Source organism: Microcoleus sp. FACHB-672 (assembly GCF_014695725.1).
GTDB lineage: Bacteria > Cyanobacteriota > Cyanobacteriia > Cyanobacteriales > Oscillatoriaceae > FACHB-68.
In genome coordinates, this window is sequence record NZ_JACJOU010000006.1 from 59134 (window position 1) to 80149 (window position 21016).

A 21016-nucleotide genomic window follows, 5' to 3' on the forward strand; every position below is an offset into this window, starting at 1 on the left:
GAAAAGCCGGCAGGATAGGGGCTGTTGCAGGGTATACTCCATTGGGAGAAACTGGCTCAGAAACGAATGGTAGCAGTAGCAATTTTAGCGGCTGGACGCGGAACGCGGATGAAATCAGATTTGCCTAAGGTCTTACACTCTTTAGGCGGGCGATCACTTGTCGAACGAGTTCTTAACAGCTGTTTCTCAATACAGCCATCCAGGCGCATCGTGATCGTTGGATATCGGGGAGATTTAGTAAGAGAATCCCTGCAATCGGATACAGATGTGGAGTTTGTTGAGCAAACACAGCAGTTGGGAACCGGCCATGCTGTTCAGCAAATTTTGCCTCATCTAGAAGGATTTGAAGGTAATTTACTGGTTTTGAATGGGGATGTGCCTCTGCTGAGGCCACAAACTATTAAAATGCTGCTGCAGACGCACACAGAAAACGGCAACGCAGCGACGATTCTCACAGCGCATCTGCCGAATCCGAAAGGCTACGGGCGGGTGTTTTGTGATGGTCAAAATCTGCTCAAACAAATTGTGGAGGATCGGGACTGCACCCCTGCACAAAAGCAAAATCGCCGCATCAATGCCGGCGTTTACTGCTTCCACTGGCCCTCTTTGGCAGAAGTGCTGCCGCGTCTGAAGGCGGAAAATGACCAGCAGGAATATTATCTGACGGATGCGGTTAATTATCTAGAGCCGGTGATGGCGGTGGATGTTGAGGATTATCAGGAAATTCTCGGAATCAATGACCGCAAGCAGTTGGCCACAGCTTATCAGATATTGCAGACACGGGTGAAGGATGATTGGATGGCTGCCGGTGTGACGCTGATCGACCCGGACAGCATCACGATTGACGATACTGTGCAGTTAGAACCGGATGTGGTGATTGAACCGCAAACCCATCTGCGTGGCCAAACCGTTATTCAAGCCGGCAGCCGCATCGGGCCAGGTAGTTTAATTGAAAACAGCCAGTTGGGTGAAAAGGTTACCGTATTTTACTCGGTCGTGACAGATAGCGTGGTGGCCGCCGGCACGCGAATTGGCCCCTATGCACATCTGCGCGGTCATGTCAATGTCGGCACCGGCTGCCGGATCGGAAATTTTGTGGAGATGAAAAATACGACCCTCGGCGATAAAACCAACGTCGCTCATTTATCCTATCTAGGCGATGCCACACTAGGAAATCGGGTGAATATCGGTGCCGGCACAATTACTGCCAACTACGACGGCGTGAACAAACACCCAACCCACATTGGCTCGAACACCAAGGTTGGTTCTAACAGCGTTCTTGTCGCGCCGGTGACGCTCGGAGAAGATGTTACCGTGGCTGCCGGTTCTGTGGTGACGGAAGACGTGCCCAAAGATTGTTTGGTAATTGCACGTTCTCGCCAATCTGTTAAGCATGGGTGGCGGATAAAATCTCAGAAAGATGAAACCGCAGGTGGCTAGCTATTTTGGGAGATGGAGATGAGGTTGCCCTAGAGAAAGCAGCCTTACAAACATTTGAAGGGCGTTGCTGGATTGGCAAGAGATTTTTCTCAGGCAATGGCGTGGTTAAAACCCGATCAAGGGTAAAGACTTTCGGGTAAAAAAAATTGTCCCACCTACCGAATTCCTAACCTCTTCTTAACCGAAAAAATTTGAGTTTTGAATTTTGAGTGAGGCAGCTTGAATTCAAAACTCAGATTTTAATCAGACGTTTACAACCCGCCACTTTCAACGCCCTCACTCAAATCGAGGGTGTCGCCCATTTGATTGCCGGTGTGATAAGCAGCTAACAAAACTTCGCTAGTTTTACCCCAACCGATCGCCCCATTTGCATCGAGTCCAATTGCACCAAAATCGCGTTTGCTGACACCGGCTTCTGTAAACGAACGCTCAAATGCTTCTACCAAAGATAAACCATCGGTTACACGCACTACAATTCGTGCAGCCAAACACTCATCAATAATATCTTCACCAATGCCGGTGCAGCTGATCGCCGCTTTCGCTGTTGCGTAATTCCCTGCCGGCATTGCGGAATCACTTACCCGTCCGATCCGTTCAAAACCTTTACCGCCTGTCGAAGTGCCGGCTGCTAAACACCCTTGGCTATCGAGCGCCACTACGCCAATTGTCCCGTAGCCGGCGTTGCTGTCCTCGACCAACTCGTTTTCAGCCACCACCCCAGCCGCTTCGCGAACAAAGTTTTCTTGACGTTCCTGCATCCACTCCTGCAACCGAATCTCAGTTAGAGGATTGTATAGAGGAACTTGCAACTCCCGCAAAAGTTCTGCCGCCCCAAAATCTGACAACACCCGATCCGCCGAACCCTGTAAAAATTCGGCAAGCTCAATGGGATGCTGCACACGCGACACATTGATCACACCGCTAAATCGTTGCGCTGAACCATCCATAAGCGAAGCGCTCATGCGGATCTGACCGTCTGATTGCAGTACAGAACCCGTGCCGGCATTAAAGCGCGGATCGTCCTCTAACAAGTGGCAGCCCCGAATCACTGCGTCCTTAGCAGCTGCTCCCGCTAACAGCAGCCCATAGATCTCTTCTACCACTTTGTAGAGAGACTTCCGCACTGCATCTGCCCCGCCTTTTCCTTTCAAGGAACTGCCGGCACCACCGTGGATAATTAGTTTAGGTTGTACTTTGTGAATAGTCATTTGTCAGTTGTCAGTTGTCAGTTGAAAATAGAGAATGCATCAGCTTTCTTCCATTCTCTATTCTTTCGTCTCCAGTCCAGCCCCAGCGCGACGCCTGCGACAGCGTTCAGAGCAATATTTCACATCATCCCAGCAATCTGCCCATTTTTTACGCCATGTGAAGGGGCGTTGACATACGGGGCAAATTTTCGTGGGTAAGTCAGATTTAGAGCGTGCCCGTCCCATGCTAATTTGACGATACAGTTCCTTTCAATTTTACGGAAAACTAGCTGGGAAAGCAGACACTCTAGAATATCCAAAATTTTGAATCAATATATGAAACAGAGAGCAAATAACTAGAAATAAAATTGCCTTGAATTATGCCACAATTTGGGGGCGAGGCTAGTAAATATTTTGAAGAATCAATAACGGACGCAATTTATTTGAATAAATGCAACTTGACAGCAGTATCTTATTATCGAGAATTCGGATTGTATTAGTAGAGCCTGCCGGCCCGCTTAACGTCGGAGCGATCGCGCGAGTGATGAAAAATATGGGGCTGCAACAGCTCGTACTCGTCAATCCCCAGTGCGATCCCCTTGGAGAAGACGCCCGAAGAATGGCGGTTCACGCCGCAGACATCTTAGAATCATCCAGGCTTGTTGCCAGCCTGCCGGCAGCCCTGCAAGGATGCCAGCGAGCGATTGCTACAACCTCTCGCGAGCGATCCATTGCTCCCCCAGTCATGGAACACCCCCGCAGCGGTTTGCCTTGGTTGCTAGAGACACCGGCAGCCTTAATATTTGGCCCCGAAGACCGAGGGTTAAGCAACGAAGAATTAAAATATGCCCAGCGATTTGTGCGAATTCCTTCAACGGATATCTATCCCTCCTTAAACCTGGCTCAGGCAGTGGCGATTTGCTGTTACGAACTCTCCGAGAGTGCGCGATTGGAAGAAAAAAGACAGCAGGGGTTCGGGGAAGCACAAACGCAAAATAGCAACATCACCCAACCATCCTTCCCGCTCAATCCTGACTCCGCCCCCCTAGAGGCGCTGGAAGGGTACTATGAGCAACTAGAAGCCCTATTGCTCAAAATCGAATACCTCTACCCTCACACAGCAGCCAGCCGCATGGAAAAATTCCGGTGCCTGTTTAACCGCGCCCAGCCTTCAGGATCTGAAGTGTCGATGTTACGGGGTATCCTTAGACAGGTTGAGTGGGCCTTATCCAACCACACGATGGTTGATGGTACGCTAAAGGCGTCGCAAGACAAGCTTAGCGATTCTCCTAAGAACCCGCTAAACTTTGGCAAAGCCGGCCCGAAGGACAGGAGCCAAACCTAACGTGATCCTGGCTCAGCTTTTGCGGAAAAGGTACGCAAATAGGGTAGAAGTAAAGGCTGCTGTACAAACGCAACGGTGCGTGGGTGCAGCCTCTTATTGATGAAATGTAAAGGAGTCTGGTGTGGCTCAGAGAACTCCCATTCGGTCAATTTTGTCGGCAGTGCCATCAAAACCGGCGTCAGATGAGACGTCAACAGAGTCAAGAGCGCACAATCAATCAGCAGGACAATTGCGAAACGTGTCGGAAGAAAAACCACGTCGGGAACGCCGGCGCGATACCCGCAAGCAACGCCGGCAACAGCCCCAAGAACAGCCACCCCAGGCAAGATCTGGGGGGCAACGCCAGCCCGTAGATAAAGACGTTTATGGGGAATCTGAGCTGTCTAGCCCGGATCGCGTAAATCCCCGCAACGAACCCCAGTCGGTTTCCCCACTGCCAACTAAACGCCGTGGGGGTGGATCGCCTACTTCTAATTCCCGACAATCTCAGACAGGAAATCCCGTCCAGCCGGCTTCGCGAACCTCTTTGAATTCTGCACGACGGACGATGGGCGATATCAAGCCATACCGGCCAAGCTCAACAACCCCGCGATCCCAGAAACGAACCGCGCCGGTGCAGCCCGTCGAGCAGCGCCCGTCCCGTCAAACCCAGATCCCAACCAGCCAGCAGCCCTCAGCCAGCCGGCAACCGGCAAAACAGCCCCCGCAAAACTCAACGAGTAAAACTAACCAGCCAGCCTCCCAACCGCCTCGCCAGCGAAAGAAGAGTACGCCAAAGAACCAGCCGCGCAAGCAATCCACCTCTCCCCTGGTATACGGCACTCGGATGCTGATTTTAGGCGTAGGAATTGGGGTAATTGCCGGAACGCTACTGTCTGTATTCGATCCAGCCAGCCGCTATCCCGCTTCAGAAACCGTTAACCACGCATCTGTAGTCACTCAAAGCGGTCAGTCTCAACAAAGCATACAGAGTGGAGAGAAAAATTCTGCCCAAGCAAGCCAACTGCCTGATTTACAGCTGGGTGAGGAACTCGTGCCGATGAAAAACCAGATGCAGGCTTTGGTGGCTCAAAATGCCGAGTTGAGTGCGGGAGCATTTTTTGTTGATCTCGATACCGGCGGTTATATCGATTTGACAGGTTCTGGAACGTTTGCGGCTGCCAGCATGATTAAGGTGCCCATTCTCATCGCTTTTTTCCAGGATGTGGATGAGGGCAAAATTCGCCTGGATGAGCGGCTGACGATGAGCGCTGAGCAGATAGCTGAAGGTTCTGGGGATATGCAGTTTCAGCCGGCAGGCACGAAGTACAGCGCCCTGGACACAGCTACGAAGATGATTACGATCAGCGACAATACCGCCACCAATATGCTGATTGATCGCTTAGGCGGTGCTGTTGCCCTCAATCAGCGATTTCTATCTTGGGGGTTAAGCACCACAGCGATCCGCAACATCCTCCCCGATTTAGAAGGAACCAATACAACCAGTCCTAAAGATATGGCCAATTTATTGGCTTTGGTGCATCAAGGCAAGCTAGTGTCACTACGCAGTCGTGATCGCTTGCTGGCGATTATGCAAGGGACTGTGAATAATTCCTTGCTGCCCCAAGGACTGGAGCCGGGAGCAACAATCGCTCACAAAACCGGCGATATCGGTTCCCTGGTGGGTGATGTTGGCCTCATCGATATGCCCACCGGCCAGCGATATATTGCGGCTGTGATGGTTAAACGCCCCCACAATGATGAGCGGGGATCGGAACTAATCCGGCAGCTTTCTCGCATCGCTTACAAATCTTTCAGTAAGTAGCGTGAAGCCGGCTGTTTTTCCCTGCAAAAGGACGCAGAGGGCAAGTCCTTGCGCTCCTTTGCCCGGTCGCTAAAAGGATACGGGTAAAGGCTCTACCAGAGCCATCTCATCAAGCAATTGCCAGAGTTTCTGTAGCATTGGCTCCAGTCCTTCTCGCGAGACTGCAGAGATCGTAAAAACTTGTACTTGACTTAGTTCAGAAAGTGTGCGCTTGAGACCTTCGAGATCATAAGTTTCTGCGTTAACCGCATCAATTTTGTTGAGGGCGATAATTTGCGGACGGTTTGCAAGTCCACGTCCGTAAGCCTGCAACTCTTCCTGAATCGTTTGATAAGCGGCAATGGGGTCATCATCGGTAGTATCAATCAGGTGCAGCAGCACTTTTGTGCGCTCGATATGCCGCAAAAATTCATGGCCAAGACCGGCACCGGCATGAGCGCCGGCAATCAGTCCGGGGATATCGGCAAACACGGTTCCATCCCCACTGGGTTTGCGGACGACCCCTAAATTTGGGATCAGCGTTGTAAATGGGTAATCTGCAACTTTTGGACGCGCCGCTGAGAGAGAGGAAATTAAAGTTGATTTGCCGGCATTGGGCAACCCGATGATCCCCACCTCAGCTAACAGTTTTAATTCCAAACGCAGAAGCCGGCTTTCTCCTGGCAACCCAGGCAAAGCATACTCAGGTGCCCGGTTGCGGTTGCTGAGAAAGTGTTTGTTTCCCAACCCACCTTTACCGCCGGCTGCAGCACAAAATGTCTGGCCCGCTTCCACAAGATCCGCAAGCATTTCGCCGGTGGAAGCATCATAAACAACCGTACCAATGGGAACTTCCAGGATAGAGTCGCGACCATTGGCCCCCGTGCGGTTACTTGGCCCGCCGCGCTTGCCGTCTTCCGCCTTGAATTGGTGGGCGTAACGAAAGTCCAGCAGCGTTTGTACGTTCTCAACTGCCACCATAATTACAGATCCGCCCTTGCCGCCATTGCCACCGGCAGGGCCACCCGCCGGTACATATTTTTCCCGCCGGAAGGCAACCAGTCCGTCACCCCCACTGCCGCCGTCTACTTGAATTTCTGCTCGATCAATAAATTGCATAATTGTCCTTTGTCATTGGGTCGGGGCGAGTGCGCCTTGAGCTTTTTGGGGTGTCACTGGGGAAAAATTGCTGTCTCAACCGGCTGGGAAGAGATTTCTGTTTTTTAACCGCAGATGATAGCGTAGCGTGGCGCTAGCCATACGCAGATGAGGTTAGCAGTAAGGGGAAACATCCTCACCACAATCATCGGCTAGGTAAGATAGGGCGCGGAAGCGTAGACCTACTAATTGATCGTAAAGGGGATTGAGCTTGCACAGTGGGGGAATATGCACCACCTTACGCCCGAACAGTTTCACATCTCGCTCAAAAGGGCACTGGGAAGGAATCATTTTACATAAGAAGCGAGCCACTCTGGGGTCGTGAATTGCCAAGTCATCTAGCCAGTAGCGCACGGGGCGCAGCATATCTCGCTGGCGTTTTGTTAGTGCCGGTGAGGCAAGTCCTTGTCCCTGTTTGGGGGCGTTAACAGTTCCGGTGTGACTATCCTCGTGTTGATCGTAAAGCGTGTGGCGCAGCGCCTCAAGCACCTGCACATTCAGTTCTAAAGCTTGACAAAACTGCTGCAATTGTTCATCCTCGCTGGCAGAATATACCCCATCTGCCAAAGCCACCATCACCGCAGTTCTCATAAAATTTTCTGTGATGACAGAGTCGTTCCCTAATATCGCAGCTAGCTCTTCTGGAGAAATTGGCTCCAATGGCCCTAAATCAATCCGAGGCGCTAATTCTATTTGAGTCAACTCTCCAATCATGGCTTGTTCTTCTGGATCGAAGTGGCCGTCTGACCAAGCAATGGTCAGTAGTCCGCGCAGCCATGCAGAAATTTGCTCGCCCGTTAGGGGGGAATTTACAACACCAGTCATAGGATGGACACCTGTAAGTGTATCGACTCAAATCAATCGTAGCTCTAGCGTGAGTGCAGCTTGTAAACTGAGAGACTGAGCTGCTCGTATAAGGACACCTCTGTGACCCCGCAAGAGTTTGGTTTATTCCTAATATCAATCGTAACGAGTGCAGCGGGGCAGTTTTTCCTGAAATCCGGCGCTTTAAAGATCGGGAAATACCACCCCGGCAGTTTTTTTCGCGATATTTTAGGCATGATTGTCATCCCCGAACTTGCAGTCGGCTTAAGTTTCTATGGCGTCGGGGTGATTGCCTATATTTTGCTGCTCTCTCGCGTTAAACTCAGCGTGGCAGGGCCGGCTCTGGCTTTAGGCTATGTCTTTTCCGTGCTGTTGGGTTACTTCGTCTTTCACGAAACCCTTCCGTTACGCCGCATTTTAGGTTTAAGTTTAATCGTTGCCGGTGTTATTTTAGTGCTGTCAAAAGAATAATCTCAGGTCTAAGACTGACCAGGATTGCCGGCAGGGCAATAGTAGGCAAAAAAGATTATATTTTTCTCCAGCTCAATCGCTAACAAAGGAGGCCACATATGAGCCGCATGACGGCATGGCTGAAGCAAATCTTTACTTCACAAGAGCCAGTTTCACAAGAGCAATCCACCTCACAAGAGCAACTCCAAGAAAACCAAGCATGGCCTCAACCAGAAGCAGTCAGTCCTTGGCTTGACCGATCTAATGCCCTGAGTGAAATTCAAGCCAAGCAGGAACGCAGTGAAATTGACAGCGACACCGCAGAAAAGTTGAGCTACTGGCACAAAAACGGCTACCTCGTCCTGCCTAAGCTGATCGACGACAGTCGGCTCGATCTCGTCATGGAAGAGTTTGAGCGGTTTTGGACTGAGCAAACCATCATTGGTGGCCATCACCGGCCCCTGCAGCGTGACGCTAATGGCCATTTCGAGCCGCCGATCAACGTCCATATGCAGTCAGATGTGATCAAGGATGTATTTCTGGACCGGCAAATCTTGAAATGGCTCGGTCTAATTTTAGGTCGCGATGTCTATGGCTGCCAAACCATCAATTTCTTTAAAGGCACCCAGAGAGCACTGCATCACGATCACATCCACATGACCACGCGACCCTATGGATTTCTCGCCGCCGCCTGGGTTGCCTTTGAAGACATCGACGCCCGATCCGGCCCATTACTTTACGTTCCAGGCAGTCACCGGCTGCGCTATCTTGAAGCAGCAAGTTTAACCGGCGGCAAAGATTCTGCTGATGAAGTCCAGGATCTGCTCACCGACCGAATGCGCGAAAATGGCCTACCCACCGAACGGTTCATTGCACGCAAAGGAGATGTTTTCCTCTGGCACGCCAACCTGATTCATGGCGGTGCCTTGGTAGAAGAACCCACTCTCAGCCGCAAGAGCATGGCTTGCCACTATATCGGCTTTGACGTGGACTACTATCACGATTTATCAGGCACAGTGCGCGATCCTGCTGATGTCGTGTATTACAAAGGCGCACCTTACTTACCGGAATATTACGACGAGAATGGCCATTTTGTCCCCAGCCGTAAAGCCTTGCTAGAGCGTCAATAGAAAATAGTTGGTGGTTATTTGTCTGTAATACATAGACAAATAACCGCTTTAACCCCATTTAATTTATCTGTGTTTATCTGTGGTAAAAAAAAAGACTTTTCTATCTATTTGTGGCTAAAAAAACGTTCCCCCAAATCTACTGTTTCATCACAAAACAGCGTTAGTATTACAAGCGTCTGTACAGCAGCCAGCGCAATTCTATGGGTGGCAGCCCATCTGAAATTGGGAATAAATCTCGACCGGCAGCCCACTGAGTAAACCAGCCGGTTGGTGGCCACGCTTCAGTCGGCAAGTTTTCCTGCTCATACTCATAAACCGATTCATCTGAAACCAATTCCAGAGGCAAACCTTCCAGCGCTGCCGCTAGTTCTGCCGGCGTAAATAGGGATGACCAAGCCACTTCAGACATCTGCCGAACAACAGCATCTGGCTCATAACCTTCTACGGTTAAGAACATATTAAATAGTAACAAACCGCCCGGACGCAGCACCTCAGCCATTTTCGCAAGCAACTGCTTCAACTGCTCAACACTGCGAAAATGAGAGACGACTTCCGCGACGATAGCCAGTTTGTAATTAGCCTTTGGTAGCCCAATTTTTGGATCAAGGATGTTTCCGGGTGTTACCATCACCGGCAACCCTTCTGCGTTGACAACAGCCAGGATCTGCCGCAAAAATGCCGGCACCATTTCTAACGCCTGAACGGGATAGCCAAGTCTTGCCAGTGGCAGCGTATTCCGACCTGTGCCGGCACCCACATCCAAGATCGCTGCACTAGCCGGTTCGCCCAGTTCCGCTGCAACTGCCATCACCTTAGCGTCTGGATGCTTGCCAAATAAGGGCGGTTCTCTCGTTTGAGTCCACATTTTGTATTCGTCTTCAACAGTGGAAACGAGGACTGAAACTGATACCACTAAGCGCTTTGTTGGGGTGGAAGGAAACTTATCTGTCTCATACTTCACGATTATTCGAGAATGGGGCGAAGTCTCAAACGCCGCTGCTAACTTTTCAGCAAGTAGCTGGCGCAATCGCTCTATTTCTTCTGGCTTCCACGGCTTGCCAATACTTTCAAACAGCGCTTGCAATCGCTCCACGTATTTATCTAACAAAGCCGGCACACAAGGCAAGGATAGTTCACCACGGGTAACTATCCAACTATCCACTCTATTTGTGATGGATTGATCGAGCGTGGCTGAATCTGTTATGACTATATTTTGCTCAGCCGGCATCAAAGTTTCTTGAGGAGTCATGACTTAAGCGATCGCACAAGCAAGTCTTTTTGAGAAAATTATCCGCTCAAGTTTGCAATAACCAAGCCGATTGCAGCTCAGTATAGCGGCAATGTTTTGACATAGCAATAAGCGGATGCCTAGCTTCCTGATGGAGACTAGGCATCCGCTAGCAACAGATTCTATGAATTCGGGTTCAGTTGCTACCTGTAAAGGTAACTTCTGGAAACCGGGTTTGCGCTTCAGCCATAGGCCGACGCCGGCCTTCTTCTTGCCAATAATTAATGACTTCCGTTGCTTTGTTGAGCAACTCGACACGATCGCCTTCGGAAATCCAGTGTTTGGCTTCCATTTCATTTTTGAGCTGTTCCCAGGCATCGTTGCGAGGCCAGAAAAAGTAAGATGTCAAAGGGCTAGTGCCTTTGCCTACAACTTGGTCAACAGCGAGGGCGACGTTCTCTTCTAGCCAGAGAACTTTCAGAATGAACTTCGACAAAAACACCTCCAGGGCAACCCCAGGATTAAAAAAGAAAATCTACAGTCTCTCATTCTACCGCACCGGCTCGATTTTTAATTTAATCTTAGAGTTTATTGGTAAAATCCATAATCTGATAGGGTTTCAGCTTTGGGCAGATGCCTGAATCAATTGATTAATCAATCGGATGTTAGTTCTTTGGATACTGAACTGATCACAGAAGCAACGCCAGCACCGGCTATCGTTGTGTTTGATATTGACGGCGTAATTCGGGATGTGGCCGGTTCTTACCGGCGGGCTTTAGCCGATACGGTTGAGTCTTTCACCGGCAACGCTTACCGCCCCATGCCGGTGGACATTGATCGGCTGAAATCGGAAGGCATCTGGAACAACGACTGGCTAGCAACACAAGAATTGGTTTACCGCCACTTTGAGGGCCAGGGACAGCCGCGAGGGCAAATTAACCTCAATTTTGATGCCATCGTCGCCTTCTTCCAATCCCGCTATCGCGGCAGTGATGAAGCAGCATGGGATGGATATATTTGTCAAGAGACTTTGCTGTTACATTTGGGCTATCTTGAACAGTTGACAGATGGGGGGATTGCTTGGGGCTTTTTTAGCGGGGCACCACGGGCCGAAGCCGCTTATGTTTTAGAAGGACGCCTGGGCTTAAAATCACCTGTTCTCGTAGCAATGGAGGATGCCCCAGATAAGCCCAATCCCACCGGCTTGTTCGCAGCAGTGGAACAGTTAGAACACCGGCATCAAATAGAGAAATCACAGCCCGTTGTCTATGCCGGTGACACTGTTGCAGATATGCAAACCATCCAAAAAGCGCAACAGCTACAGCCATCCCGAACTTGGATTGGCGTAGGAATTCTGCCGCCTCATGTTCAAGAAACACCGGCACGTTGCAACACCTACACCGACACCCTCAAAGCAGCCGGTGCAGCAATCGTCTTGAGGAATGTAGAAGAACTAACGCCAAAGGTAATTCAGGAATTGGTTATGGGGCATAGGGCATAGGGCATAGGGCATGGGGGATTGGGAATGGGGCATGGGGCATGGGGCATGGGGGATAGGGCATGGGGGATAGGGCATTGGGCACTCAGGACTCAGGACTCAGGACTCACTTTCCCTACTGAAGATGGAGAAACTTATCTAGGGCAGTTACCATTGCCGGCGGCCAGCGGCGGATACTTTTCACCCAATCAATGTCTTTATAGCGCGAATCCATACCAACGACTGAAACCCAATTACTTTCAGCTTCGCCGCGTTTTCCTTGCTCCCAAAGCGCAGCACTTAGCGCTGCCCGGATATCGGGAAATTTGGGGTACTTGCGGACTAAATTCCGCATCGTGCGAAGCGCTTCCTCAGTTTCACCGGCTTGATAGAGGGCGAGGGCGTAGTTGGCGCGTGCGAAGGCATAATCTGGGGCCAAATCAGCAGCGTACCCATAATCTGAGATCGCAGCTTTCCACTGTCCCAAGCCGGCTTGCGCGTTGCCCCGGTTGTTGTAGGCTGCCGCATCTTGGGGGTCGAGTTCCAAAACGTGATTATAATCAGCAATCGCCTCTGAATACCGGCCCAGTCCTTCCAGCGCAGTCCCGCGATTTAAGTAAGGATCGGGGGCGCTGGGGGCGAGTTCAATGGCTTTGTTGTAGTCCCCAAGTGCCGCTTCTAATTTGTTTTGGCTAACTCTAGAATTTCCCCGATTGCTCCAAATCGCTGGATTCTCTGGGAATTGTTCAAGAATTTGTGTCCAGTAGTTTTCTGCGGTGGCAAAGTCGCCGGTGTTGGTGGCATCAAAGGCTTGGCTGGCGAGTTCCTCAATGGGTATTTGGTCTGTATTAGTTTGCGCGATCGCTGGGGCGTTATTCACGAAGCTGATAGCAACGCTGACAAGCAGCACACACAGTATTTTAAGAATCGAGCGAATCATCGTGAAGTTTATAAGGGATTTGCTAATTTTAGAGGCCGGCATTCAGACATTTGGTGATTCGTGAGGCCGGCGTTCCCAGATTTGTGATTTTTCTGCTCACTCTTCACCCCCTATGCCCCATGCCCTATGCCCCATTCCCCATGCCCCATACTAAGAATCACCGCAGCAACGATAACTGCTGATCTGGAGGGCTATAACCTAAGTGTTTCCAAGCAGCGTCAGTAGCCATACGTCCGCGATGGGTGCGGTTGAGATAGCCGATTTGCAGCAAGTAAGGTTCGTAGACTTCTTCAATGGTTTGGGTGTCTTCGCCGGTGGCGGCAGCAATGGTTTCTAAGCCAACCGGCCCACCTTTGAAATTTTCGATGATCACGCTAAGCAGCCGGCGATCTGTCCAATCTAAGCCGCAGGGGTCTACGTTGAATAGTTCTAAGGCTTCACCGGCAACTTCGGCGGTAATGGTGCCGGCTGCTTTGACTTCGGCGTAATCGCGCACGCGTTTGAGCAGCCGGTTGGCGATGCGCGGGGTGCCGCGAGATCGTCGGGCGATTTCTGTTGCCCCTTCGTCAGTTAGGGGTGTTTTGAGAATTTGGCCGGTTCGCAGCACAATTTGGCTAAGTTCGTCGATTTCGTAGAAGCGCAGGCGCTGAATTAGGCCAAATCGATCACGCAGTGGGGAAGTTAATGCGCCAACTCTTGTGGTTGCACCCACAAGGGTGAAGCGTTGCAGAGGGATGCTGCGAGTTCGGGCGCTTTGGCCTTTTCCAACGGTGATGTCGAGGCGAAAATCCTCCATTGCGGGATAGAGAATTTCTTCGCTCATTTTGCTGAGGCGATGAATTTCATCGATGAAAAGAATGTCTCCGGGTTGGAGGTTAACGAGCAAGCCGACAATGTCGCGGGGACGTTCTAATGCCGGCGCTGTGGTGATTTTGCAGCCAACGCCCATTTCTGAGGCGAGAATCAGGGCCATTGTAGTTTTGCCTAAGCCAGGAGGGCCATAAAGCAAGAGATGATCTAAAGATTCTTGTCGAGATTTGGCGGCTTTGATGGCAATATCGAGAACTTCTTTAAGGTCTTTTTGCCCAATATAGTCTGCAAGCCGCTGGGGTCTAATTTTCTCTTCTTGTTTGCTGTTGCTGTCTTCCTCACCAATTGCTTGAGGTTCAAGCAGGGAGGGAGCCGGCGCGTTGTAGGTTGCCGGTTTTTCGGCAGCACTTTTTTGCCGTTTTGGTTCTTGCGGTTGTTTGTTGGAGGAGACGATTGCCATAGGATTTTAGAGTTTAAATTTTAAATTTGGTTTGTGCTTCGCTGTGAGATTTAAATTTTTCTCAAAACCGGCCTTTTGTTGTGAACTTATCCCTCTGATTGGATTTGACAGATGTGGCCATGTTTTTATGAAAGAAATCCATTAACCGGATTTGATCGCGTCGTATAAAATATTCCCCTAGTTCAAGTGACCTTGTTTGTCGGTTGGACTTTCTTGCCGGCCAATAATCTGAGTTAACGATTTTTTAAATTATGACTGTTCCACTGTCTTTGTCAGTCCCAGAATCTTTGACGTTTGAGCAAGCGATCTCGCTAACTCAATCTTTACTCGACCAGATCGAAGGAGGAGCGCTATCGGAGGAGGAAATAGAATCGGTACTGACCCAGCTCGTTAGCAGCGAGAATGGGGCACGGGGATTTTTTGTGACTTATCTAACGGATAGCCGGCCTTTGGCAGATCGTCCGTCTGTTGGCGTGATTAACGCATTGCGGACTTCTCCTGAGATTGTCTCAGAATTGCTGGTGAAAAATGTGGCGATGTCGGCGGCGATGGTGGTGGCGCACCGGCGCAGGCAGGATGAGGAGATGGCGGCGAATTCTGCGCGTACTTCCACCCGTTCGGCTGGTTTAATTGCAATGCTTGAGCTGCCACGGACACACGAGCTGGCTCAGCAGATGTTGGAGAGTGTGACTGCCGGTGAGGGGGTTTATGAGGCGTTTCTGAAGCGCTGGGGATATGATGCAGAGCAACGGCTGGCGATCCAGCAAGCGGTGCAGCCGGTGCTTTCTGAGAGCGGGGAAAACAAAAGTTTGGCTTAACAAGTTGAAAAATTCTGCATAAAATCTTAATCTATGGTGACAAGACACCGTTAAGGTGGGGTTAGGCTTGGCCAAACCGGCTTAACCGGCGCTGGCGGGGTGAGCGGGGAACGTTAGGAAACTCAAATTCATCACAGGCTAAAGGCGATTCTGTTCCTGCTGTTGAGATTGATTGCTGTTTAATAGAACAGCGAACCCCAAAGCTTGGGGTGGAGTGTTTTAGGTGGTGTGTAGGTAGTAGGTAAGGAAGGTAAAATTGCTGAGGTCGATGAAAGGAGTTGTCCACAAGGCCGGCAGAGTCAGACGTAACCCGTTAAGGGAGGCTCAGTGGTGGCTGAAATTCGAGCTGTTGAGAACGCTGGTGCGGCGAGAGTTAGAGGCACGCTATAAAGGCTCAGTTTTGGGTAATTTATGGCCGTTAGTGACTCAATTATCACAATTGGTGATTTACACTTATGTCTTCTCGATTGTGTTAAAAGTCAAGCTCAGCTTGAACGGAATGCCGGATAATAATTTAACGTTTGGTTTGTGGCTGTTTGCAGGGTTGTTGCCTTGGACAGCGTTTACCGGCGGCTTTCTTCAGGCATCGGGATCGGTTGTGGCGCAGCCTAATTTGGTGAAGAAGGTGGTGTTTCCGCTGACTTTGTTGCCGATGGTGCCGGTGCTTTCAGCCTTCATTGAGAGTGCTTTTGGTTTAATGGCTTTAATTGTCTTGTTAGCCATGACAACGCACTCTCTGCACCCAACTTTATCGTTACTGCCGCTGGTTTGGTTGCCGCAATTACTGTTAACTGCCGGCTTTGGATACTTAGGGGCGGCTATGACGGTGTTTTTGCGAGATATTCCCCAAACTGCTTCAGTCATTTTAAATTTTTGGTTCTACTTTACGCCGATTTGCTATCCAGCAGAAATTATTCCGGAAAGTTGGCGGGCGTTGGTATTTTGGATTAATCCAATGGCAGCAATTTCTGAAGTTTATCGGGATTTAATATTAGTAGGGGAAGTCAAGCACTGGGGAGAATGGGGTGTGGCTTCTGTGGTTTCTTTAATTGTGTTCTATGGAGGATTATGGACGTATAAGCGGTTGCGCCCTGCTTTTGCGGATGTTCTCTAAATTTTCAAATTGAATTGTTAGGTTATTCGTTGCCGGTTTTTACAACAGAATCCCATGCATGATGATGTCGCCATTTCACTAAAAAATGTCTCGAAGTGCTTTAAGCGGTACGGGCATCCAGTAGATCGATTAAAGGAAATTTTACTGCCTGGAAAGAGCCGGTCTCAGGAGTTTTGGGCGCTGCGAGATATTAACCTGGAAGTGCCAAAGGGGAAGACTTTAGGGGTGGTGGGGCGCAATGGTTCGGGAAAAAGTACGCTGTTGCAAGTCATTGTGGGAACGCTAGCGGCAACCACAGGCGAAGTCGAGGTAAAGGGTCGAGTTTCAGCTTTATTAGAGTTGGGAAGTGGATTTAATCCTGAGTTTACAGGCCGGCAAAATGTTTTTTTTAACGGTCAGTTATTGGGATTAAAGCATCAAGAAATTGAAGAAAAATTTGATGAAATTGCGGCTTTTGCCGATATTGGAGATTTTATCGATCAGCCGGTGAAAACCTATTCCAGCGGGATGTTTGTCAGGCTGGCGTTTGCGGTTTCAACGAGTGTTGATCCGGATATTTTGATTGTGGATGAAGCGCTTTCAGTTGGAGATGAAGCGTTTCAGCGTAAATGTTTTGTCCGCCTACAAACAATTCAGGAAAGAGGGGGAACGGTTTTATTTGTTTCTCACTCGGCTGCGGCAGTCATTGAACTTTGCGATTCGGCGATTTTAATGGATCGCGGCGAGTTATTGCTGTTTAATACGCCCAAGTTTGTTTTAGATAAATATCACAAGTTAATTTATGCGCCGGCTGATATTGAACAGTCTTTGCGGGAGGATATTAGGGCTTTGAATAAGCCGGTAAATCCTGAGCCGGTTAATCAAACTGTCCTAGTTTGTGAAAAAACTCCTTTATTATCTGTTGTGCCGAATCAAGCAATGGAGGATAAAGGGTTAGGGGAATTTTATGATCCGGAATTAGTGCCGGCGAATACGATTTCCTATGTGCCTCGCGGTGCCAAAATTATCAATCCTCAAATTACTACACTTGAGGGGAAAGTTGTCAATCATCTGATTGGGCGAAATGATTACATTTACACCTACACTGTTTCATTTTTTAAGCCGGCTTCTAAAATTCGCTTTGGGATGTTAATCAAAACCTTAAGCGGATTTGAACTGGGAGGGGCTTCATTTTCAACCGGCAGTCATTCTATTAACCATGTTGAAGCTGAAACAACTTTGATTGTCAAATTTCAATTTCAGTGTTTGCTGCATCCTGGTGTATACTTTTTAAATGCCGGCGTTTCAGGGATTGTTGACGGCAATTTTACTTACCTGGCTCGTTGTATTGATGTTGCTATGTTTAGAGTTCAACCTCAAATCGAGTCTTGTGGAAGTGGAATCGTTGACTTACTGATTGAGCCTAGCTTATGTGTAGTCGAAGAAACAAAAAACTTGAATTTATCAGAACTGTAGGGATATAAGTTTTTAATCCTATCCATATCTCTAATCTTAAGTTTGTAAAATTACCGCATCTTTTGTCCTATTAAAATTCAGATGAGTAACCTCGAAACTATCCAGCAGAGAAAAGCAGATATTATCCAAAAATATGGGGAATGGACGAATCACAACATTCAACTGGAGGGCGATCTTTATACCATTAGCCGGCAAAGCATTACTGGCGCAGAAGTTAAATTAAGGCGAATTGTGCAAATGGTTGCCGATATTTCAGGTAAATCATTTGAAAATATGCGAATTTTAGACTTGGCTTGCCTAGAAGGACTCTATGGGATGGAACTTGCCTTGCAAGGTGCCAACGTTGTCGCCATAGAAGGGAGAGAAGCGAATGTAGAAAAGGCGCGGTTTGCCAAGGATGTTTTATCAGTCAATAATATTGAAATTATTCAAGATGATGTTCGTAATCTCAGCCTAGAAAAATATGGAAAATTTGATATTGTTCTGTGTATAGGAATTCTTTATCATTTAGATGCTCCAGATGTTTTTGAGTTTTTAGAAAAAATTTCAGAAGTTTGTCAAAGTTTTGCCATCATAGACACCCAGGTTAGTATGGTGACTGAAACTCCTGCTTTATATAAAGAAAAAGAATACTGGGGAAGATTATATACAGAACACGATCCTAATACGACTCCTGAAGAAAGAGTCAAGGTTTTGTGGTCATCATTAGATAATCCCAACAGTTTTTGGTTTACCCGTCCCTCTTTATATAATTTTCTGTCTCATATTGGGTTTACTTCTATCTATGAATGTCACAACCCTCCCGTCAAAAAGTATGAAATGATGCGATTAAAAAAGGAAACGGATCGCAGTACATTTTTAGCAATTAAAGGGAAAAAGGTATCTTTATTTTCATCGCAGGTGATGAATGACTTGCCTCAAGAAGACTGGGAAAATTCCTTAAAACCTGAAGAATTATAAAAGCTAAAACACTGAATTTGAAATAATTTATAACAAAACTAAGCGCACAGTGAGGGAAATGATGTCACAGACTTTAATCATAACTGGAATGCACCGTTCTGGCACATCCCTAACTGCTTCATTCATCCAAGCTTTAGGTATTAATTTAGGAGAAAATTTCTTTGCCGCTGATATTTTTAATGCTAAAGGTTATTTTGAAGATTTGGATTTTTTAGAATTTCAGCGAACAATCCTGCAAAATTGCTGCCGGCAGGGAGAAGCCGGTTGGACAGATTGGGGTTGGACAGAAAGTGAATGCTTGGATCGCGATAAATTTCAAACCTACATTAAGCCGGCAAAAGAGTTAATCGCATCTCGCAATCAAAAATCAGCTTTTTGGGGTTGGAAAGATCCGCGTACCTCTCTCATGCTTGATTTTTGGGAACAATTACTCCCTGAAGCGCGATATTTATTAGTTTATCGCTTACCTTGGGATGTCGCTGATTCGATTCTTCGCCTCAATAGTGGAATTTTCACTGAACATCCTGAATATCCCTTAAAAGTTTGGGCTTTTTATAACCGGCATCTCCTAGATTTTTACGCTCGACATTCAGATCGGTGTATTTTAGTTAATATTAATACCTTACTGCAATCTCCAACCCGGCTGGTTGAACTGCTGGAGACTAAGCTAAACTTGAGAGTTGCCAGTGATTATGAGCCGGCACGTTTGAAAGAAATTTATGATTCCAGCCTTTTTAATAGTTTAGGCCGGCAACATCCCCTTGTTCAACTTTTACAACAGATTGCACCTCAATATTTCTCACTTCTCGCCGAGTTAGATCGCGCAGCAGATATTCCCAGTGATTTTTTACAGGAATCGGCAGGCGGCAAAATTTCTCCTGCCGAATGCTTACCTTTATTACTCTACCGCCAGGCATTTGAAAATCAGGGACAGCTTCAAAATCTTTACCGGCAGCTTCAGCAAGATAAAATTGACCTAGAATCTCAACTCGCTCAATTAAAAGAAGAAAACTCAATTTTAAAAAGTTCCAAAGTTTGGAAATTACACCGTGCCTTATCTAAAATTAAAAAGCTAACTAAAATTAATTAACTGAAACAACTATGACAAACCGGGAGAACCAACTTAAATGTCTGCATTAAAAGAATCTAGAAGCAGTCAAGTCGCTTTGTCAGTGGTGATTCCCTGTTACAATCAAGGCGAGTTTATTTTGGAAGCTGTTTCAGGATTACAAAATTATAAAAATAATGAGTCTGTAGAAATCATTATTGTTAATGATGGTTCAACCGAACCTTTAACCCATAAAGTTTTAAATTATTTAAAAGAAAATGGCTATCAAGTCATCGATCAAATTAACCAAGGATTAGCTCAAGCAAGGAATACAGGAATTAGCAAAGCTTTAGGACGTTATATTTTACCTTTAGATGCTGATAATAAAGTCAGAGAAAACTATATTGTAAAAAGTATTGAAATTTTGGATAATTATCCAGAAATCGGAATCGTTTACGGCGATGCCGAATTTTTTGGCGCAAAAACAGGAGTTTGGCAAGTTCCCGAATTTGATATTAATCGGCTAGCACTGGGAAATTATATTGATGCCTGTGCGGTTTTCCGAAAAATTGTTTGGAAAGATTGTGGAGGTTACGATCCAAAAATACCCGATAAATTAGGCTATGAGGATTGGGATTTCTGGCTAGGCGCTGCTACACAAGGATGGAAATTTTATCACCTTCCGGAAGTGATGTTTGACTACCGGGTGCGATCAGAGTCTATGGTAAGCGCTTGCAATCTTCCGGAAAATCGCAAGCAACTTTTTCGATATATTTGTACTAAACATTTGGGACTTTATACAACAAATTTTGCTAATATATTTGCAGAAAAAGAGTTTGCCTTGCTCAGAGAAAACGCTCATTCTCAAACTTTACAGTGGCAGGTAAAACAAACCCAAGCTGACTTAGATCAAGCGCGAATCCAACTGCAACAAATCCAGGCGCAATTGCAGGCTGAACTTGCACACCGGCAGACTCAGCTAGCGCAAACCCAAGATGAGTTCGAGAAGTCACAAACCCAGCTCCAACAAACCCAAACCCAGCTACAACAAACCCAAACCGAACTAGAAAGCCGGCATAATCAGTTGCAACAAACCCAAGCCGAGCTTGATCGCATCCAAGGCGAATTAGGCAGCCGGCATAACGAGTTGCAACAAACTCAAACCCAGCTTGATGGAATTCAAAACGAACTCGTCCATTCTCAAAACCATCTGCAACAAACCCAACTGGCATTGGAGTCCTCACAAGCAACGGTTGCGGCGATGGAAACCAGTAAATTTTGGAAGTTACGCGCCCAGTGGTTTAAGCTTAAAAAAGTTATGGGGTTAAAACAAGAACCCTAACCAGTTGCTTTCATTCCCTCACTGCTTCAACCAAAACTAGCAAGTT

20 protein-coding genes are annotated in these 21016 nt (G+C 47.8%); 12 read left to right on the plus strand and 8 right to left on the minus strand.

The genetic code is table 11. The features are described from left to right. Positions 1–66: 66 nt before the first annotated feature. On the plus strand, positions 67–1440 hold the full coding sequence (gene glmU, locus H6F56_RS03015) for a bifunctional UDP-N-acetylglucosamine diphosphorylase/glucosamine-1-phosphate N-acetyltransferase GlmU (RefSeq protein WP_190665376.1): 1374 nt from the start codon (positions 67–69) through the stop codon (positions 1438–1440). A 251-nt stretch (positions 1441–1691) separates the two neighbouring features. Here glmU and H6F56_RS03020 read toward each other — a convergent pair whose 3' ends face one another. Together H6F56_RS03020 and H6F56_RS03025 are read right to left on the minus strand one after the other, a co-directional pair. After that, the gene (locus H6F56_RS03020) at positions 1692–2648 is read right to left on the minus strand and encodes an isoaspartyl peptidase/L-asparaginase (protein ID WP_190665377.1); all 957 of its coding nucleotides are present in this window, start codon (positions 2646–2648) and stop codon (positions 1692–1694) included. A 57-nt stretch (positions 2649–2705) separates the two neighbouring features. Next, the gene (locus H6F56_RS03025) at positions 2706–2873 is read right to left on the minus strand and encodes a DUF2256 domain-containing protein (RefSeq protein ID WP_190665378.1); all 168 of its coding nucleotides are present in this window, start codon (positions 2871–2873) and stop codon (positions 2706–2708) included. Positions 2874–3078: 205 nt separating this feature from the next. Here H6F56_RS03025 and H6F56_RS03030 point away from each other — a divergent pair, with 205 nt between their 5' ends. Continuing rightward, on the plus strand, positions 3079–3972 hold the full coding sequence (locus H6F56_RS03030; protein ID WP_190665379.1) for an RNA methyltransferase: 894 nt from the start codon (positions 3079–3081) through the stop codon (positions 3970–3972). 121 nt (positions 3973–4093) lie between these two features. Continuing rightward, entirely contained in the window at positions 4094–5776 is a 1683-nt protein-coding gene (locus tag H6F56_RS03035; RefSeq protein WP_309236425.1) for a serine hydrolase, read from the plus strand. Positions 5777–5845: 69 nt separating this feature from the next. On the opposite strand, the gene obgE is transcribed toward H6F56_RS03035, so the two are convergent. Both obgE and H6F56_RS03045 read right to left on the minus strand, forming a co-directional pair. After that, positions 5846–6874 (minus strand): GTPase ObgE, encoded by a 1029-nt coding sequence (gene obgE / locus H6F56_RS03040; RefSeq protein ID WP_190665380.1) that lies wholly within the window; start codon positions 6872–6874, stop codon positions 5846–5848. A gap of 153 nt (positions 6875–7027) precedes the next feature. Then, positions 7028–7738, minus strand: a complete 711-nt coding sequence (locus tag H6F56_RS03045) for a Mo-dependent nitrogenase C-terminal domain-containing protein (protein ID WP_190665381.1) — start codon at positions 7736–7738, stop codon at positions 7028–7030. A gap of 102 nt (positions 7739–7840) precedes the next feature. Here H6F56_RS03045 and H6F56_RS03050 point away from each other — a divergent pair, with 102 nt between their 5' ends. Together H6F56_RS03050 and H6F56_RS03055 are read left to right on the plus strand one after the other, a co-directional pair. Continuing rightward, positions 7841–8209: an EamA family transporter gene (locus tag H6F56_RS03050; RefSeq protein ID WP_190665382.1), complete on the plus strand. Its 369-nt coding sequence runs from the start codon at positions 7841–7843 to the stop codon at positions 8207–8209. A 98-nt stretch (positions 8210–8307) separates the two neighbouring features. Further along, positions 8308–9318, plus strand: a complete 1011-nt coding sequence (locus H6F56_RS03055) for a phytanoyl-CoA dioxygenase family protein (RefSeq protein WP_190665383.1) — start codon at positions 8308–8310, stop codon at positions 9316–9318. 166 nt (positions 9319–9484) lie between these two features. Here the strand turns inward: H6F56_RS03055 and H6F56_RS03060 are convergent, their stop codons facing one another. Together H6F56_RS03060 and H6F56_RS03065 are read right to left on the minus strand one after the other, a co-directional pair. Continuing rightward, positions 9485–10567: a class I SAM-dependent methyltransferase gene (locus H6F56_RS03060; protein WP_190665384.1), complete on the minus strand. Its 1083-nt coding sequence runs from the start codon at positions 10565–10567 to the stop codon at positions 9485–9487. Positions 10568–10742: 175 nt separating this feature from the next. After that, positions 10743–11042, minus strand: coding sequence for a 30S ribosomal protein PSRP-3 (locus H6F56_RS03065; RefSeq protein ID WP_190665385.1), 300 nt, complete (start codon positions 11040–11042; stop codon positions 10743–10745). A 177-nt stretch (positions 11043–11219) separates the two neighbouring features. Between H6F56_RS03065 and H6F56_RS03070 the strand changes: the two genes are divergently transcribed. Next, positions 11220–12047, plus strand: a complete 828-nt coding sequence (locus H6F56_RS03070; protein WP_416360980.1) for a TIGR01548 family HAD-type hydrolase — start codon at positions 11220–11222, stop codon at positions 12045–12047. Positions 12048–12159: 112 nt separating this feature from the next. Here the strand turns inward: H6F56_RS03070 and H6F56_RS03075 are convergent, their stop codons facing one another. Together H6F56_RS03075 and ruvB are read right to left on the minus strand one after the other, a co-directional pair. After that, complete coding sequence (locus tag H6F56_RS03075) at positions 12160–12963, minus strand: tetratricopeptide repeat protein (protein WP_190665490.1); 804 nt, start codon at positions 12961–12963, stop codon at positions 12160–12162. Between the two features lie 157 nt (positions 12964–13120). Beyond that, entirely contained in the window at positions 13121–14233 is a 1113-nt protein-coding gene (gene ruvB, locus H6F56_RS03080; protein WP_190665386.1) for a Holliday junction branch migration DNA helicase RuvB, read from the minus strand. Between the two features lie 251 nt (positions 14234–14484). Here ruvB and H6F56_RS03085 point away from each other — a divergent pair, with 251 nt between their 5' ends. The 6 genes from H6F56_RS03085 to H6F56_RS03110 all read left to right on the plus strand — a co-directional run bounded on the left by H6F56_RS03085 (position 14485) and on the right by H6F56_RS03110 (position 20970). Further along, the gene (locus tag H6F56_RS03085) at positions 14485–15051 is read left to right on the plus strand and encodes a hypothetical protein (protein WP_190665387.1); all 567 of its coding nucleotides are present in this window, start codon (positions 14485–14487) and stop codon (positions 15049–15051) included. Between the two features lie 268 nt (positions 15052–15319). Beyond that, positions 15320–16165, plus strand: a complete 846-nt coding sequence (locus tag H6F56_RS03090) for an ABC transporter permease (RefSeq protein ID WP_190665388.1) — start codon at positions 15320–15322, stop codon at positions 16163–16165. 54 nt (positions 16166–16219) lie between these two features. Then, entirely contained in the window at positions 16220–17620 is a 1401-nt protein-coding gene (locus H6F56_RS03095; protein ID WP_190665389.1) for an ABC transporter ATP-binding protein, read from the plus strand. Positions 17621–17701: 81 nt separating this feature from the next. After that, positions 17702–18580, plus strand: coding sequence for a class I SAM-dependent methyltransferase (locus H6F56_RS03100; protein WP_190665390.1), 879 nt, complete (start codon positions 17702–17704; stop codon positions 18578–18580). A 58-nt stretch (positions 18581–18638) separates the two neighbouring features. After that, on the plus strand, positions 18639–19670 hold the full coding sequence (locus H6F56_RS03105) for a sulfotransferase family protein (RefSeq protein WP_242031848.1): 1032 nt from the start codon (positions 18639–18641) through the stop codon (positions 19668–19670). A gap of 37 nt (positions 19671–19707) precedes the next feature. Next, the gene (locus H6F56_RS03110; RefSeq protein ID WP_199312554.1) at positions 19708–20970 is read left to right on the plus strand and encodes a glycosyltransferase; all 1263 of its coding nucleotides are present in this window, start codon (positions 19708–19710) and stop codon (positions 20968–20970) included. Positions 20971–21016 lie beyond the last annotated feature (46 nt).